The sequence below is a fragment of the Paraburkholderia sp. JPY465 genome (genome assembly GCF_050436725.1).
Classification (GTDB): domain Bacteria; phylum Pseudomonadota; class Gammaproteobacteria; order Burkholderiales; family Burkholderiaceae; genus Paraburkholderia; species Paraburkholderia youngii.
The window spans coordinates 1,299,093-1,314,316 of record NZ_JBNDMT010000003.1 but is presented as its reverse complement, the minus strand read 5'-3'; the positions used below and the strand labels follow the sequence as shown (position 1 = coordinate 1,314,316).

The following is a 15,224-nucleotide window of genomic DNA, read 5'->3' as shown; positions in this document are numbered from 1 at the left end:
TGCTCATGGAAACAGTGGCTTGCCGAGCGTAGTCGGCGCAATGTCGTCGAAGAACAGATGCGCCTGCACCAGAATGCCGACGTGCGAGCCGCTCGCGCGGTTGATCGGAAGCTGCGCCTCGACGCCGAACTGTCCATAGCGATTGATCCAGATAAAGCCCGGATTGACCGTGCCGGTCGTCTGCCCCTGGCTGCGCGACAGTGGAATCTCGACGAGCGGGATCAGGTTCGCGAACGGCTGCGGCAGACCCGCGTCGTGCACGTGCTGCTGCAGATACGGCAGGCTGTACTGGACGGTGAAGCCGTAGTTGAACGCGTTCGGCTGACCCGCGCCGGTGTTGAGCGCGGGGGCCGCCTCGGCCGTGATCGCGACCGGGCGCAGATACGCGAGCGAATCGGGCAGATCGCCCATGCCCTTGCCGATGTAGACGGTCGGCGAGATCGTCGAGAAGTTGTCGGCGATCGCTCGACTGCCGGTGCCGCCGAGCTCCGCTGTGACGCCGATCGACGTCATCAGTTCGTGCGGCTCGTTCACGTACAGCAGGTACTTGAGGCCGACGCCGAAGTTGTTGAAGCCGGCCGCGCGCGGGTTGTTCTGCATCACGTACCCGCCGTCAATCGACACCGCCAGGCGCGGCGTGATCAGCTTGTCGTATTCGAAGCTGAACGTGTTGATGCTCTGGTCGCCGTTGTCGCCGGGCACGCGCTGATGGCCGTACTCGAAATTGGCTTCGTCGCCGACGCCGGGGTCGTCGACTGCGAGCGTCGACGGGAAGACGCGGTTGCCGGCGATCGCGTGCGCCTGCGCGATGGACGGCGCGGTGATCAGGCCTACGACGCCGCACGCGGCGTAAGCGGTGTAGGCGACATACGTGGCAGCCGCGATGAGCGGCGCCGCGCGCGGCGGACGGCCGTCGCGCGTTGCTGATGTGTGCATGAGTGCATCCTGTCTGATCGGTGATGACGAGGCCGGCGCGCGCCGTCGGACGGACGCGCGCGAGCAAGCGCGATGCACGTCGGCGCATCGCGTCGTAAGGGATTCGGATCAGGAAGCGGAAGGTGGTGCGCGGGGCTGCGCGAAGGTCAGCGGTTCGACACGGCGCACGCTGTCAAAGCGCGTCGCGGCCGTATGCTGGCGCGCGCGCACTGCGGCGACGAACAGCATGCCGACGCTCGGCATCACCGGAAGATGCGCGAGCAGGCTGCAATAGCCGCAGGCATCGCCGGACATCTGCGCGTGCTTGTCCGTGGGATTACCGGCGTCGGCGCTGTCGTCGGCATTGTCGGGCGGGTTGGCGGTGGTCTGGGTGGCCTCGGGCGTGCCGTCCTGCATTCGCATGCCCGGCATCGACACCATGTCGTCCATCGACGCCATCCGGCAATGCTCGCCCGTCATCGCGTCGGCGTGGCGGTGGGCGGCTAGCGTCTGCGAGATCGTCGGCGCGAGCGTCGTCAGCAGGATCGCGAGCAATCCCAGCCAGCTGCCGATCTTCCGATGCCGACGATTCAACATGCGCCCTGCGCCACGCCGCGAGTTGTGTTGTCCACTACTGCCAGACCGCGATTTGCGGCAAATTATGCCATGTACGTCATTATTCTTCGGCCGCGGCCGGCGGGCTCCGTCGAGCGCCGTGCGCCCGGTCAATAGAACGAACCGTCACGGCAAAGCCGCCCCGCACAGGCGACAATGCCTGCTCCCGGCTTCAGGCACGGAGTCTTCATGAAAGCGCACCGTCCGCGTCCTCCGCACTTTCCCGCCGAACTGACGCGCGCGGAATGGCGCGAGCACCTGCTGCCCTACTTCATCACGGCGCTGCTGGTCGCATTCGCGATCGTGCTGATCGTCTGGATCGCCAATCCGGCGCCGCCGCGCACGATCGCGATCAGCGCCGGTCCGCGCGACAGCTCGTTCGTCGTCACCGCGAACCAGTACCGCAAGATCCTCGCGCGCAACGGCATCCGCCTGAACGTGCTCGAATCCGATGGTTCCGTGCAGAACCTGCAGCGGCTGCTGGACCCGAAGCAGCACGTCGATATCGCGTTCGTGCAAGGCGGAGTGGCCCAAGGGCTGGATACGTCGTCGCTGGTGTCGCTCGGCAGCGTGTTCTATGTGCCGATCGTCGTGTTCTATCGTGGCGCGGCGCTCACGCAACTGGCGCAGCTCGAAGGCAAGCGGATCGCGATTGGCCGCGAAGGCAGCGGCACGCGGCTGCTCGCGCTGCAACTGCTCGCGGCGAACGGCATCGAGTCCGGCGGCGCGACGACGCTGGTGCCGAGCGACGGCCTGCAGGCCGCCACTCAGCTGGTCTCCGGCGAGGTCGACGCGGCGCTGCTGAGCGGCGATTCGGCAACGCGCGGCCTGATGCTGCGACTGTTGCGCGTACCCGGCATTTCGGTGATGAATTTCGACGAAGCCAGCGCCTATACGCGCGTGTTTCCGTTTCTCGACCAGATCGACCTGCCGCCCGGCGTGCTCGATCTGAAGCGGCGCATTCCGCCCGAGACCGTCCACCTGATCAGCCCGACGGTCGAACTCGTCGCGCGCAGCACGCTGCATCCGGCGATTTCGGATCTGCTGATCGAAGCGGCGCAGGAAGTGCATGGCGCCGCGGGCCTGTTGCAGCACGCCGGCCAGTTCCCGACGCCGGTCGAGCACGAATACCGGATCAGCGAAGATGCGCAGCGCTATTACCGGACCGGCAAGGGCTTTTTGTATCGGACGCTGCCATTCTGGCTCGCGAGCATCGGCGATCGCACACTGGTCCTTTTGTTGCCGGTCGCCGTGCTGCTGCTGCCCGCGATGCGGGTGATTCCGGCGCTGTACCGGTGGCGGGTGCGCTCACGCATCTATCGCTATTACGGTTCGCTGATCGCGATCGAGCGGCACGCGCTCGCCGGCGCAACCGACGAGGAGCGCACACAGCTACTGGGGCAACTGGACGAGATCGAGGCGGCGCTGAACCACCTGCGCATGCCGCTAGCGTATGCGGATGCGTTTTATGTGCTGCGGGAGCATGTGGGATTCGTGCGCAGCCGGCTGACGGCTGCGCCACCCGTCATGGCCTCGTGAGCGAGGCCGCGACGGGCGATGCCAGAGTTAGGCCTGGGAGGGAGTGGAAGCTTGGGATTCGGATTGTGCGCTGGTTTGCGTCGGGGTGTCCGCGCTGCCGGCGGCATTCGCCGCTACGGCTTCCGGTGCTGCGGCAGCGGCATCCGCTTGCGGAACCGCCTGTTGCGCGACTGGCGCTACCGCTGCTTCGGCCTGCGGCTCGTCGGCGGTCGCCGTCTCGGACGGTGACGATGTACCGGCACCCGTCTGTGCATTCGCGCTTGCCGTCGCCGCGGCGGCCTTCTGCGCGCCCTTCGCCGCGCGATGCGCGAGCAGGCGCTGCGCACCGGCCGCTTCTTGCGCCGTCACCTTGCCGGCTTCGACACCCGCCAGATCGACGCGCGCGGCGCCTTCGACGAGGCTCTTCCAGTAGCGCCCGCCACGGCACCACGTCTTGATCGCGTCGCGCAGTTCGGCTTCGGTCAGCGACAGCTCCTTCGCGTGCTCGACGAGGTCTTCGAAAACGCCGATCTTCAGCGGCAGCTTCGGTGCCGGATTCTTCGGGAAAGCGATCGGGAAGCGCTTTTGCAGACGACCGATCGAGCGCACCACCGGGTCCACCGGCTTGGCGTCCGCCGCCGCAGTCCTGGCGGGCCCGGCGCCCTCGGGTGCGGCGTGATGGGCGGGCTGCGGGCGGCCGGGTCGCGTGCCCGGCTTGCCGTCCGGCCGACCACCGGCCTTCGCGGCCGGCTTCCCACCGGGCCGGCCACCGGGTTTCGTGCCCGGATTGGCGCCACGCTCGGCGTTAGATCCAGGATGTGCCCCAGGATTTGAAGCGGGCTTGCCGGCGGACTTCGAAGCGGGGCGCGCAGCCGATTTGCGATCGGGCTTGCCGGCGCCCTCGGCGGCGGCTCGCGCCGCGGCCAGTTGCTTCTTCAGTTCAGCGAGTTGTTCGAAACCCATAGTGCACAACCAATCTGTCGATCTGTAAAAATGAGATTGTAGCAGCGTGCGCCTATATGCTTGTGACAACCGCTAGCCGCAATGACGATCGTTAATTCGCGGCCGTGACGGGCGCATCGGCGGCGGGCGCGTGCAGCCCGGTGACCGACACCCGCAAGCCCGGCGCGCCGACGTTGTTGCGCAGCGACAACCCTAGCTGATGCCGCTCGGCGATCCGCGCGACGATCGCGAGACCGAGCCCGCTGCCCTCGCCCTTCGACTCCTCGCCGCGATAGAAACGGTCAAACACGCGTTCGAGCTCCGCCTCCGGAATTCCTGAGCCGCTGTCGACGACCTCGAAGCCAACCTGCTCGCCCGTGCGCCGCAGCACCACGTCGACACGGCCGCCCCGCGGCGTATGACGAATCGCGTTGTTGATCAGATTCCCCAACAACACGCTGATACTGTGCGGCTCGGCGAGCACGGTGTAGGCGTCGTTCGGCGTGCGCGCCTGTTCGCATTCGAGGCCGAGATCGATCTCGCGCAGCTCCGCGAGCACCGAACAATCGCTGACTGCCTGCTCGCCGATGCGGCGCAAGCTCACCGGCACCGTCGAGGTGACCGGCTGTGCATCTTCGCGCGCGAGCGTCAGTAGTTGCTGCACGAGGTGGATGATCCGGTTCACCCGATTTTCGACACGCTCGAGCGTCTGCCCCTCGCCCTTCAGCGAGCCATCGCGCGACGCCGCCTGCAGTTGCAGCTTCAGCGCCGCGAGCGGCGAGCGCAGCTCGTGCGCGGCATCGGCGATGAACGTGCGCTGCGCCTGCGACGCCGTATGCAGCCGTTGCAGCAGATCGTTCAGCGCTTCGACGAGCGGCCGGATTTCGACCGGCACGTTGCCGTCGAGGCGCAGCGGTTCGAGCGAATCGATCGAACGCGTCGCGAGCGCGCGCGACAGCGCGCCGATCGGCGCGAGCCCGCGCGCGACTACCAGCAGCACGAGCGCGATCGTCACCGGCAGCAGCACGCCGAGCGGCCACAGCGTGTGCAGCGCAAGATGCAACGCGAGGTCCTCGCGCACCGAGACGGGCTGCGCGACCTGCACGTAGCGGTCTGGCTGCGCGACGCCGAAGATGCGCCAGTGGTACTCACCGCGCGGCACCGTGTGGAAGCCCGGCGCCAGACGCTCGAACATCGGCGCCTGCGCGGAGTGATAGATGAGCGTGCCGCTCTTGTCCCAGATCTCGATGACGATGCGGTCGTCGGCGAGATCGCCGAGGTCGGGGGGGCGACGCTCGCGCAGGCCCGCGCCGCTCAGCGACGACGGCAGCGACAGCGCGACGGTGCGCAGTTCGTAGTCGAACAGCTCGCTCGCCTCGCGCCGCGCGGTATGGAAGATCGCGAAAGCCGCGACCATCGACGCCGCCGCCATGCCGAAGATCAGCCAGCCGAGCAGCCAGCGGCGAATCGACCTCATCCGCACCTCTTCAGGCGGTAGCCGACCCCGCGCACGGTCACGATCTGGTCCGCGCCGATCTTGCGCCGCAGACTGTGCACATGCACTTCGATCGTGTTGCTGCCGACTTCCTCGCCCCAGCCGTACAGCTTTTCTTCGAGCTCGGCCTTCGTGAACACGCGGGTCGGCTCTTCGATCAGCGCCTGCAGCAGCGCGAATTCGCGCGGCACCAGCGCCAGCGGCACGCCTTCCTTGGTGACTTCATGCGCGGCGGGGTCGAGCGTCAGTTCGCCGTGGCTGTAGACCGGCTGCTTCTGGCCGGTGCGCCGACGCAGCAGCGCGCGAATGCGCGCGGCCAGTTCGTCGAGATCGAACGGCTTGATCAGGTAGTCGTCGGCGCCGGCGTCGAGACCGCGGATGCGTTCGTCGATCGCGTCGCGCGCGGTCAGGATGATGACCGGCGCCGCGCCGCCGTTGCGGCGATATGCGTTCAGCACGTCGATGCCGTCTTTTTTCGGCAGGCCGAGGTCGAGCAGCACGAGGTCGTACACGCCGTTATCGAGCGACAGTTCCGCCGCACGGCCGTCCTCGGCCCAGTCGATCGCGTAGCCGGCGCGGCGCATCGCGCCCAGCACCGATTCCGCGATCATGTCGTCGTCTTCGACCAGTAGCAGGCGCATGGCCTCTCCCCTCGTTCGTGCGGTTTTGGCCTCGGTATTATCGGCCGCGGCAGCTTAACGAACGCTTACGGGTTCTGAGGACGCGTCGAGCGGTTATCCGGGCTTTTTGCGTTTCGCGAAGCATGACGCTACGCAAGCACATCCGCGAACCCGCCGACTCGCGCGCCGAGCGCGCGGATCGCGGCGGCCACCTTTGGCGACAACAGCGCCTGCAACTCGTCGGCATGCCGGTAGTCGTGCATGCCCTCGCTCAGCGCGTCGCCGGCCAGCGCCGGATGACAGTAGATTTCGCCGACGCCATGCGGCAGATTCGCGAGTGCGGCGAGCCAGGTCGCCTCGTCCATCCGTCCGCTCGCCGCGATGCCGACCACGTAGTCGTTGTGCGCGATCCCCGCGCGCTCGAGCCGCGTCTTCACGTGCGCGATCCACGGCCGCAGCCACAGCGGCGCGTTCGCTTCGAACGGCAGACGCATCGCCGTCATGCCGTAGTCGCGGCCGATGTCGAGGATCAGGCCGAGCACGGTCGGATGCAGATGAAAATGCTTGTGCGTGTTCACGTGGTCGAGCGTGAGGCCGGTCGCGGCGAAGGCTTCGAATTGCGCGCGGATTTCGTACGCGAGTTGCCGGCGCACGTGCGGCAGAAAGAAGAAGCGCACACCGTCGCGCACCATGTTGCTGCTGAAGCGGCCGTTCTCGTCGAGCAGCGCGGCGACCTGCTCGCGCGGCGCCAGCGCGGCGCCGTCGGCCAGCACCAGATGCAGGCCCACCCGTAGTTCCGGGAGCGTATGCGCGCGCGCAACCGCGTCTTTGGCGGCCGGCGCGCCGACCATCAGACTCGTCGCGCGCAGCACGCCGTTGCGGTGCGCGCGCTCGACCGCGAGATTGACGCGCTGATGCAGGCCAAAATCGTCGGCGGTGATGATCAGTCCGCGCGGCTGGGCCGGCTTGCCGCGCGCTATCACGTAAGGCTGTCCAGCCGACCGCTGCGCTCGGCGGACGGCGTGCCGAGCTGCATGCGCTCGCCGCGCCACACGACGTGCGAACCGAACGCGCTGACGAGCCACTGGAGCGCGAGCAGCGTATCGCGCAACGGCACCAGCGGCAGATCGCGCCAGAACGTGCGCGCACGGCGCGCCGCACGCCAATGCAGCAGCAGGCGCGCGCCAACGCAAAGCGCGGTGGCCGACGCGCTCGCGACCACCGCCGCGAACGGCGCGTGAGCACACGATGCGAACGACACGGTCAGCCCGGCGCCCGTCAACATCCACGGCGTGGGGAAGGTGATCAGCAGCGACACGAAACCCGGCGGATTGACCGAGCGGATCGTGCGCAGCCAGCGCGTTTCGCGCTGCCACAGCGCCGCGAAGGTCGGCTCGATCACGTCGGTGGCGACCATCACGCGCGACAGCACCGTTTGCAGACCGAGTGCGCGCACGTGCTCGGCGAGCCAGTAGTCGTCGGCGAGGCAGTTTTTCAGCGCCTCGAAGCCGCCGATGCGCTCCAGCGTCGCGCGCCGCAACGCGAGGGTCGCGCCGAAACCGAAGCGCCGCGAGCCCATCGCGTGCGCGACTCGCACCGACGGCGCGAACCACTCGTTGATGAACAGCGCACCGACGCGCGGCCAGAAGCCGCCGACGCCGCGCGCGACGTACAGGCACGTAACCACGCCGACGCTCGGGTCCGCGAGAGGCGCGGCGACGCTGTCGAGATAGTCGGAGTCGACCGCGATGTCGCTGTCGGCGATCACGATCACGTCGTGGCGAGCACGTGCGGCCATGTTGATCAGGTTGCTGACTTTCAGATTGCTGCCGTGTACGCGCGTGTCGATAGCGAGTTCGATGTCGCACTTCGGATAGGCGGCCTGCAAACGGCGCACCACTGCGATGGCGGGATCGTGCGGCGACGAGACGCCGAGCACCAGCTGAAAATGCTGATGCCGCTGCTCGCAGAAGGTTCGCAGATTCTCGTACAGACGCGGCTCGGCGCCGCACAGCGGCTTCAGCACGCTGACACCGACCTGCGCGAACGGCCCGCATGGGTCATCGGGTGAACCCATTAGCGAACGGCTGAGCGCGCGATTGACTGCCCTGCCGCCATGATGGTTCGATTTATGCCGCGCGGTGAAAAACGGCATGGCGAGCGCGGCGGCTACCGTGTAGATCGAAGCGCTAACGCAGCCGGCTAACAGAAGCCATTGACATGCAATCAACGCGTGGGCCGCCATTGTGTGTCGTCCGTATCCGTCAGTGCTCGGCCAGCACGAACGGTTGCCCCGTTAGCCGCAGATGAAGCACGACGAGCCACCGGCGTGGACAGTTGGCTGAGATCACGGCCGGCCACGCGCCGCGAGCAGCGCGAATCGCGTAGTCGCGCCGCACCGCGAACTCGAACGCGACCTCGGAGAATTCGCGCGCGATCACGACGCCGCCGATGATCAGCGCGAGCGCGAACAGCCTGAACGATGCCGAGGCGAAAAAAGCGTCGGAGACCGGCAGTACAGGCAGCGCGATGCACAGCAGCGCTTCGGTGCCTGCGGCGGTCAGAGACGCGACTAGCAAATGGGCTCGTAGCATGTCGATGGTGACTCGCTTCATAACGTGCCTCGTGCGGGGCCTTGCAGCCTGACCAGATGCTGGCATTGGGCGGGACTCGTCGATACGTCCATTGACGCTATCGACCAGCATAAAGAATGCCTCGCGCGTCACTCCATCGAAGTCCTTACGATCAGATTGCGATGGTCTGACGACAACTTGGTCTCGCACATGCATCACGATCTGCGACGACCATTTTATAGCGCGTCGATGGTATCGATTCAAGCTGAAGGAAACCTTAAGCATCCGCATGGCATAAAGCGGCTAACGAACGGCGTGGTTACACTTCGGAACACCGCGGATTGTTCGTATAGACGGATCAATGTCGCTTGCATAAAAATGCAGGACCTTATGCAATAAATCCACACCTTGGAATATTTGCCTCATGCGCTTACTCCTCGTAGAAGACGACGAGCTCATCGGCTGCGGTGTCGAAGCGGGCCTTCGCCAGGCCGGCTTCACGGTCGACTGGGCCCGCGACGGCCACAAGGCCGGCCTCGCGCTCGACACGACTCAATATGCATTGGTGGTACTCGACCTCGGCCTGCCGCGCGTGAGCGGCACCGAGTTGCTCAAACGCATGCGCGACGCCGGCAATGACGTGCCGGTGCTGGTGTTGACCGCGAAAGGCACGGTCGTCGACCGCGTCGGCGGTCTCGAAGCGGGCGCCGACGACTATCTCGGCAAGCCGTTCGATCTCACCGAGCTGATCGCGCGGTGCCGTGCGCTGTTGCGCCGCGCACAAGGCCGCAGTATCAATCTGATTCGTTACCAGAACCTGACAGTGAATCCGGCCGCGCAAACGGTGCAGATCGACGAGGCGCGCGTGCCGCTGACATCGCGCGAATGGGCGATTCTGCTGCAACTGCTGACCAATCTCGGCATTCCGCAGTCGCGCTCGCGGCTCGAAGAAAGCCTGTACGGCTGGCAGGAGGAAATCGAAAGCAATGCGATCGAGGTGCATGTGTCGAACCTGCGCAAGAAGCTCGGCGCAAATCTGATCAAGACCGTGCGCAATATCGGCTACGTGATGGAGAAAGAATGATCGGTCCGTCGATCCGGCGGCGCCTCGTGCTGCTGGTGCTCGCGAGCATCGCGCTCGTCTGGGGCGGCGCGCTCGTGTCGAGCTACCGGCAGGCGACGCGCGAAGTCGGCCTATGGGAGGAAGCGCGCCTCGCCGAACTCGCGCAAGTGCTCGCGCTGCTCGATCCGGCCAATCTGATGACGCTCGCGAATGCGCGCATCGACGTGCGCGAAGAAGAGAAAAGCGCCGAAGCCGGCGCGAACAACTCCGATGACGACGACACGCTGCCGCGCGATGCGCTTTTCCAGGTGCGCACGGCCGACGGCGTCGTGCTGGCAGGCAGCCCGCAACTGCACGCGCTCGCCGCGTGGGATTTGCCGTTGCCGCCCGCGAGCGGCGCGCAAGACGTGATGCTCGTCGGCGAGCTGTATCACTCGTTCACGTTGCGCGAGACCGCACTCGGTCACAGCGTGCGTGTGTTCGAGCCGGCCAATACCCGCAGCGACCTGGTGAGCGAAATCGCGAGCCGCATCGCGCGGCCCACGCTGATCGCGCTGCCGGTGCTCGCGCTGCTCGTATGGTTCAGCATTGGCTGGAGCCTCGCACCGCTAAAAGTGCTTTCGGCCGCGCTCAGTTCTCGCGACATCAACCGCATGGAACCGGTCGGGATCGGCCGCACGCCGATCGAGGTGCGCCCGCTCGTCGATGCGATCAACCAGATGCTGGCGCGTCTGCAGCATGCTCTCGAACTCGAGCGCGCCTTCACCGCCGATGCCGCGCACGAACTGAAGTCGCCGCTCGCCGCGATCAAGGTGCAGGCGCAGGTCGCGCTCGCGGAGCCCGACATCGGGCTGCAGCGGCTCGCGATGGAGCGCGTCGTGCAAGGCGTCGATCGCAGCGCACGGCTCGCCGAGCAGTTGCTGCTGCTCGCGCGGCTCGACGTGCAGGAGAAGCTGCCCACCGAGCCGCTGAAGCCGGCCGCGATCGCGAAAGATGCGCTGCTCGCGAACCGGCGTAATGCGCAGCAGAAACACATCAACGTGATGCTGGTCGGCGACATGCTCGCCGAGATCGATGCGGAGCCGGTGCTGATCGGCATCCTGCTCGACAATCTGCTCGATAACGCGATCAAGTATGGGCGTGCGGGGGGCAACGTCGAAGTCGCGGTGCGCCATGCCGACGGGCACGTGCAACTGAGCGTGCGCGATGACGGCCCCGGCGTCGCGCCGGACGATCTCGCGCGCCTGACGAACCGCTTTTTCCGCGCGACCGGCAATCAGGCGACCGGCAGCGGGCTCGGTTTGTCGATCGTTGCGCGGATCGCCGAGCATTTCGGCGCGCATCTGCAGCTGGGAGCGGGAATCGGGGGCCAGGGGCTGGCGGTGCAGTTGTCGTTTCCGGCCTATCGCGCGCCGCGCTGACGGCGCGCGGCGTTCGCGTCAAAGACGCGAGCGGGAAGCGGGGAACCGCGAGCCGATCGCTCAGCGCCGCTCGCCGCCGCGGTTCGCATCAGCGACGCCCGAACGCTGTTTGGCCAGCCCGGCGCCCACGCCGGGTGGCTTGGCATGCGGCCGCGCGTTGCCGGACGCCTCGAACAACTGCCACGCGATCAGGCCCGGCACGAACATCAGCAGGTCGCGAATGCGCCGCGCGGCGGCGAGCGCGAGACAGGTCGCGGGATCGAGTCCGAGTGCGCCGCCAATCAGTACGAAAGCGCCCTCCTGCACGCCAAGACCGCCCGGCACGAAGAACGCGGCGCTGCTGACCGCCTGGATCAGCGATTCGATCACGATCGCCTCGACGAGCGTCACGCGCGCGCCGAGGAAATACAGCGCGAGCCAGATTTCGAGCGAAGTCAGCACGCATTGCAGCGGCTGCCAGAAGAACAGATAGCGCAGCACGACCGCGCGGCGTCGCCAGATCACCTTGATCGACTGATCGATCTGCGCGGACTGGCCGACCAGCGCGGTCAGCTTGCCGCTCGTCATCCGGTTCGCCACGCGTGTGATGCGCTCGAACGGATTCGCATGCTGCACGAGCCCGAACAGCAACAGCAGCGGCGTCAACGCGACCACGCCCCAAGCGAGCTGCCCGGCGAGCCGCAGCGCGCCCGATTGCGCATTGGCGAACAGAAAGCCGATGCCGACCATCGTGAACATCAGCTGACTGATCAGCGTCAATTGCATGTCGACGATGGTGCTGGCGACCGCTGTCGATGGCCGGACGCCCCAGCGCTTGAACATGCGGAACGCCACGAGTTCGCCGCCGATCCGCGCGACCGGCAGCATGGAGTTGACCGATTCGCGCACCCATACCAGATGCATCATCCTGCCGAAGCTGGGGCGGTTCGCGCCGCGAATCAGCGAGCGCCAGTCGCACGCATTGGCGACCATTGGCAGCACGTGCGCCAACGCGGCCAGCACGAGGCCCGCGCCGGCCGCGCGCAACGCGCTGAGCACCGCGCGCGGATCTTCGCGCCAGACCAGCCACAAAGAGATCAGCAAACCCGCGAGCGCGGCCCCGCGGCCCAGATGCTTCATCATGCGCGCACCTCGCACGCGACCTCGATTGACCTGATGCGCCGCACGCCGCGTGCCGCGGCATGGGTGGCCGTATGGGTTGCCGAGTGCGCCGCCGCCTGAGGCGCCTGTGCCGCCTGTGCCGCCGGGCCGCTGCCGTGCGTCTCCAGGGCGGTGCCGTTTCGCCTGCTCGATACTTCTTCGCTCATTGACCGCCCAATCTGCCGTTCGTTCGTCATTCGTCCTGTGCCGCCGACAGCAGCCCGTCGCCGTCGACCTTGAAGCTGAAGCCCCGCCAGGTCACCCGCGACGAGCGGAAGCTCGCGACGAAAATCGCAAACGATACGATATCCCATAACGGCAGTAGCCACAGATCGCGGCAGCGCTGACGCAACGCCCGATCCGCGCGCCACTTCAACGCGACACGCGCGAGCACCGTCATTGCTGCGAGCAGCCACGCCCACGGCGCGCCGCCCGAGCACGCGAGCGCGAGCAGCGCGAACGGCAACGGATGCACGAGCGCGGTGCCGAGGTGTCCGAGCGGATCGATGCGGCGGATCGTGCGGCTCCAGCGCAGTTCGTGCGTCACGAGTTGCGCGGCGCTCGCTTCGACACAGGCATGCGCGATCGCGAACGGCGGAATCGTGACCTGCTCGCCCGCCGCGCGCACCGCCGCGCCGATTTCGTAGTCTTCGGCCAGATGCCGCACGAACGGCTTGAAGCCGCCGATCCGCTCGTAGGTGTCGCGCCGCATCGCGATGGTCTGGCCGAAGCACGGCCGCGCGAGCCCGAGCGCGAGTCCGGTGACGACGCCCGGCAGGAACTGGTAGTTGGTGGCGATCGCCGACAGCCGCGGCCAGAAACCCGGATCGGGCTGGCCGCGATACGCGCAGGTGACCAGCCCGACGCCCGGCTTCTGCAATTCGCCGATCACATTGCGCAGATAGTCGGGGCCGACGCACACGTCGCTATCGGCGAACACGAGCACGTCGTGGCGCGCCTGCGGCAGCATGTTGAGGATGTTGCTGATCTTGCGGTTCGGTCCGTACAGACGCGCATCGGTGACAACGGTGATGTCCGCCTGCGGATGCAGGCGCCGCAGTTCGTCGACGGTTTGCAGCGCGGGGTCGGCGGAGTCGTGCACGCCGAACAGGAATTGCACGGGCCCCGGATAATCCTGGGCGCAGAAGCTCGACAGATTATCGAGCAGCGCCCACTCGTTGCCGTGCAACGGTTTGATAACCGCAATGGGTGGAAAGCTGGAGGGAACGGCCACCGCTCTAGCGAAGAAGCGCCCGATCAGCGCGCTCGCGAGCACGGTGTAGCCGATGCCGACAACAGTCGCCGCCGCGCACGCGTACGCGAGCGTGACGGCGGCGATGTGTACGGCGCTCACGCCTCGTGCGCGCGCAGGAAGCGGAAAAATTCGACGCCTTCGCGCAGGCGCCGTTTCATCATGTCCCAGCTCGTCAGCATTTCGCGCAGGATCTCCCAGATCTTCGACGGCCGGAAATAAAAGCGCTTGTAGAAGTTCTCGAGCTGATGGTACATCTCGTCGCGCGACAGATGCGGGTAGCCGATCGCCGCCAGCTGCACGCCCTGCTTGCTGACGAGATTGATCACCTTGTTCTCCGCGAGCCAGCCGCTCTCGACCGCCTGGTTATAGAGCCGAGTGCCCGGATAAGGCGCGGCGAGCGACACCTGAATGGTCAGCGGATTGATCTCTTTCGCGTACTCGATGGTCTTCTGGATCGTTTCCTGCGTCTCGCCCGGCAAGCCGATAATGAAAGTGCCGTGCACCTTGATGCCGAGCGTGCGGCAGTCCTGCGCGAAGCGTCGCGCGATGTCCGTGCGCAGGCCCTTCTTGACGTTCAGCAGGATCTGGTCGTCGCCGGACTCGTAGCCGACCAGCAGCAGGCGCAGGCCGTTTTCCTTCATGATCTTCAGCGTCGAGTAAGGCACGTTGGCCTTCGCGTTGCACGACCACGTGACGCCCAGCTTGCCCATGCCTCGCGCAATTTCTTCGGCGCGCGGCTTGAAGTCGGTGAACGTGTCGTCGTCGAACATGATCTCCTTGACTTCGGGCATGTTGTCGCGAATCCACTTCACTTCCTCGAGCACGTTCTCGACCGAACGCACCCGATAGCGATGGCCGCCGACCGTTTGCGGCCACAGGCAGAACGTGCACTTCGAGCGGCAGCCGCGGCCGGTGTACAGCGACACGTACGGATGCTTCAGATAGCCGTTGAAGTAGTTCTTGATGGTCAGATCGCGCTTGTAGATCGGCGCGACGAAGGGCAGCTCGTCCATGTTCTCGAGGATCGGGCGCGCTTCGTTGTGTTCGATCGAGCCGTCGGGGGCGCGGTAGCTCAGGCCCAGGATCTGCGAGAACGGCTTGCCCTCGGAGATTTCCTTGCAGGTGTAGTCGAATTCCTCGCGGCAAACGAAGTCGATGGCCTCGGTCGCGATCAGCGAATTATGCGGATCGACCGCGACCTTCGCGCCGACCATGCCGATCAGCAGCGACGGCTTGCGCTTCTTGAGGTCCTCGGCGAACAGTGCGTCGGTCGGGAAGGATGGCGTGCTGGTGTGGATCACCACCAGCTCGTATTGCGAAGCGATGTCGAGCACGGCTTCGACGGACAGGCCGTCTGCCGTTGCGTCGAGCACGCGGCTGTCGGGAACGAGTGCGGCGGGTTGTGCGAGCCACGTCGGATACCAGAACGAGCGAACTTCACGCTTGGCCTGATAGCGCGAACCCGCACCACCATCGAAGCCGTCGTACGACGGCGCCTGCAAGAACAGAGTTTTCATGGATGCTCCAGCAAGCCTTTATAGGCGCTTTCAGTTTTCAGTCAGGAATCTATCTGTTCCATTGCCCGAATGCAGGTCGTGAAAGCCTGTGCTCGACCCGCACGTAGCGGCGGCCGCGGTCCGGAAAGGCCACGGGCAGTGGCGCAAATA

At 66.3% G+C, this 15,224-nt stretch carries 15 protein-coding genes; 3 read left to right on the top strand and 12 right to left on the bottom strand.

Features of this window, described 5'->3' with window-relative positions; translation table 11 throughout:
• Positions 1-3: 3 nt before the first annotated feature.
• Entirely contained in the window at positions 4-936 is a 933-nt protein-coding gene (locus QFZ94_RS20680) for a hypothetical protein (RefSeq protein ID WP_429459159.1), read from the bottom strand.
• A 108-nt stretch (positions 937-1,044) separates the two neighbouring features.
• Positions 1,045-1,512, bottom strand: coding sequence for a DUF2946 domain-containing protein (locus tag QFZ94_RS20675; protein WP_429459157.1), 468 nt, complete (start codon positions 1,510-1,512; stop codon positions 1,045-1,047).
• 207 nt (positions 1,513-1,719) lie between these two features.
• On the opposite strand from QFZ94_RS20675, the gene QFZ94_RS20670 reads away from it, so the two are divergent.
• Positions 1,720-3,069, top strand: coding sequence for a TAXI family TRAP transporter solute-binding subunit (locus tag QFZ94_RS20670; RefSeq protein WP_429459155.1), 1,350 nt, complete (start codon positions 1,720-1,722; stop codon positions 3,067-3,069).
• A gap of 27 nt (positions 3,070-3,096) precedes the next feature.
• On the opposite strand, the gene QFZ94_RS20665 is transcribed toward QFZ94_RS20670, so the two are convergent.
• The 6 genes from QFZ94_RS20665 to QFZ94_RS20640 form a co-directional block, all read right to left on the bottom strand.
• Positions 3,097-4,011: a ProQ/FinO family protein gene (locus tag QFZ94_RS20665; protein WP_368624180.1), complete on the bottom strand. Its 915-nt coding sequence runs from the start codon at positions 4,009-4,011 to the stop codon at positions 3,097-3,099.
• Positions 4,012-4,102: 91 nt separating this feature from the next.
• Positions 4,103-5,467 (bottom strand): ATP-binding protein, encoded by a 1,365-nt coding sequence (locus QFZ94_RS20660; protein ID WP_368586968.1) that lies wholly within the window; start codon positions 5,465-5,467, stop codon positions 4,103-4,105.
• Positions 5,464-6,126 carry a response regulator gene (locus QFZ94_RS20655; RefSeq protein ID WP_368586969.1) on the bottom strand — a complete coding sequence of 221 codons (663 nt, stop codon included), beginning with the start codon at positions 6,124-6,126 and terminating at the stop codon, positions 5,464-5,466. Before QFZ94_RS20655 ends, QFZ94_RS20660 begins: the two co-directional genes overlap by 4 nt.
• A gap of 128 nt (positions 6,127-6,254) precedes the next feature.
• On the bottom strand, positions 6,255-7,088 hold the full coding sequence (gene hpnK / locus QFZ94_RS20650) for a hopanoid biosynthesis-associated protein HpnK (RefSeq protein WP_429459152.1): 834 nt from the start codon (positions 7,086-7,088) through the stop codon (positions 6,255-6,257).
• Positions 7,085-8,350: a bacteriohopanetetrol glucosamine biosynthesis glycosyltransferase HpnI gene (gene hpnI / locus QFZ94_RS20645; protein WP_368586971.1), complete on the bottom strand. Its 1,266-nt coding sequence runs from the start codon at positions 8,348-8,350 to the stop codon at positions 7,085-7,087. Before hpnI (QFZ94_RS20645) ends, hpnK begins: the two co-directional genes overlap by 4 nt.
• A 19-nt stretch (positions 8,351-8,369) precedes the next feature.
• Positions 8,370-8,720: a hypothetical protein gene (locus QFZ94_RS20640; protein ID WP_368586972.1), complete on the bottom strand. Its 351-nt coding sequence runs from the start codon at positions 8,718-8,720 to the stop codon at positions 8,370-8,372.
• 382 nt (positions 8,721-9,102) lie between these two features.
• On the opposite strand from QFZ94_RS20640, the gene QFZ94_RS20635 reads away from it, so the two are divergent.
• Both QFZ94_RS20635 and QFZ94_RS20630 read left to right on the top strand, forming a co-directional pair.
• Positions 9,103-9,762, top strand: a complete 660-nt coding sequence (locus tag QFZ94_RS20635; RefSeq protein WP_429459149.1) for a response regulator — start codon at positions 9,103-9,105, stop codon at positions 9,760-9,762.
• Entirely contained in the window at positions 9,759-11,162 is a 1,404-nt protein-coding gene (locus QFZ94_RS20630) for an ATP-binding protein (protein ID WP_429459147.1), read from the top strand. The genes QFZ94_RS20635 and QFZ94_RS20630 overlap by 4 nt, the downstream gene beginning before the upstream one ends.
• 60 nt (positions 11,163-11,222) lie before the next feature.
• Here QFZ94_RS20630 and QFZ94_RS20625 read toward each other — a convergent pair whose 3' ends face one another.
• Genes QFZ94_RS20625 through hpnJ form a run of 4 tightly spaced genes read right to left on the bottom strand, consistent with a single transcriptional unit; the run spans position 11,223 to position 15,074 of the window.
• A complete protein-coding gene (locus QFZ94_RS20625) occupies positions 11,223-12,284 on the bottom strand; it encodes a lysylphosphatidylglycerol synthase domain-containing protein (RefSeq protein WP_368586974.1) in 1,062 nt (353 codons plus the stop codon).
• The gene (locus tag QFZ94_RS20620; RefSeq protein WP_429459145.1) at positions 12,281-12,469 is read right to left on the bottom strand and encodes a hypothetical protein; all 189 of its coding nucleotides are present in this window, start codon (positions 12,467-12,469) and stop codon (positions 12,281-12,283) included. Before QFZ94_RS20620 ends, QFZ94_RS20625 begins: the two co-directional genes overlap by 4 nt.
• A gap of 26 nt (positions 12,470-12,495) precedes the next feature.
• On the bottom strand, positions 12,496-13,656 hold the full coding sequence (gene hpnI, locus QFZ94_RS20615; protein ID WP_429459143.1) for a bacteriohopanetetrol glucosamine biosynthesis glycosyltransferase HpnI: 1,161 nt from the start codon (positions 13,654-13,656) through the stop codon (positions 12,496-12,498).
• Entirely contained in the window at positions 13,653-15,074 is a 1,422-nt protein-coding gene (gene hpnJ / locus QFZ94_RS20610) for a hopanoid biosynthesis associated radical SAM protein HpnJ (RefSeq protein ID WP_429459141.1), read from the bottom strand. Before hpnJ ends, hpnI (QFZ94_RS20615) begins: the two co-directional genes overlap by 4 nt.
• Positions 15,075-15,224: the final 150 nt, after the last annotated feature.

What these genes read in the sequence shown, in the direction of transcription:
- QFZ94_RS20680 (WP_429459159.1), bottom strand. Translation starts at nt 936, where the DNA reads ATGCACACATCAGCAACGCGCGACGGCCGTCCGCCGCGCGCGGCGCCG.
- QFZ94_RS20675 (WP_429459157.1), bottom strand. Translation starts at nt 1,512, where the DNA reads ATGTTGAATCGTCGGCATCGGAAGATCGGCAGCTGGCTGGGATTGCTC.
- QFZ94_RS20670 (WP_429459155.1), top strand. Translation starts at nt 1,720, where the DNA reads ATGAAAGCGCACCGTCCGCGTCCTCCGCACTTTCCCGCCGAACTGACG.
- QFZ94_RS20665 (WP_368624180.1), bottom strand. Translation starts at nt 4,011, where the DNA reads ATGGGTTTCGAACAACTCGCTGAACTGAAGAAGCAACTGGCCGCGGCG.
- QFZ94_RS20660 (WP_368586968.1), bottom strand. Translation starts at nt 5,467, where the DNA reads ATGAGGTCGATTCGCCGCTGGCTGCTCGGCTGGCTGATCTTCGGCATG.
- QFZ94_RS20655 (WP_368586969.1), bottom strand. Translation starts at nt 6,126, where the DNA reads ATGCGCCTGCTACTGGTCGAAGACGACGACATGATCGCGGAATCGGTG.
- hpnI (WP_368586971.1), bottom strand. Translation starts at nt 8,350, where the DNA reads ATGGCGGCCCACGCGTTGATTGCATGTCAATGGCTTCTGTTAGCCGGC.
- QFZ94_RS20640 (WP_368586972.1), bottom strand. Translation starts at nt 8,720, where the DNA reads ATGAAGCGAGTCACCATCGACATGCTACGAGCCCATTTGCTAGTCGCG.
- QFZ94_RS20635 (WP_429459149.1), top strand. Translation starts at nt 9,103, where the DNA reads ATGCGCTTACTCCTCGTAGAAGACGACGAGCTCATCGGCTGCGGTGTC.
- QFZ94_RS20630 (WP_429459147.1), top strand. Translation starts at nt 9,759, where the DNA reads ATGATCGGTCCGTCGATCCGGCGGCGCCTCGTGCTGCTGGTGCTCGCG.
- QFZ94_RS20625 (WP_368586974.1), bottom strand. Translation starts at nt 12,284, where the DNA reads ATGATGAAGCATCTGGGCCGCGGGGCCGCGCTCGCGGGTTTGCTGATC.
- QFZ94_RS20620 (WP_429459145.1), bottom strand. Translation starts at nt 12,469, where the DNA reads ATGAGCGAAGAAGTATCGAGCAGGCGAAACGGCACCGCCCTGGAGACG.
- hpnJ (WP_429459141.1), bottom strand. Translation starts at nt 15,074, where the DNA reads ATGAAAACTCTGTTCTTGCAGGCGCCGTCGTACGACGGCTTCGATGGT.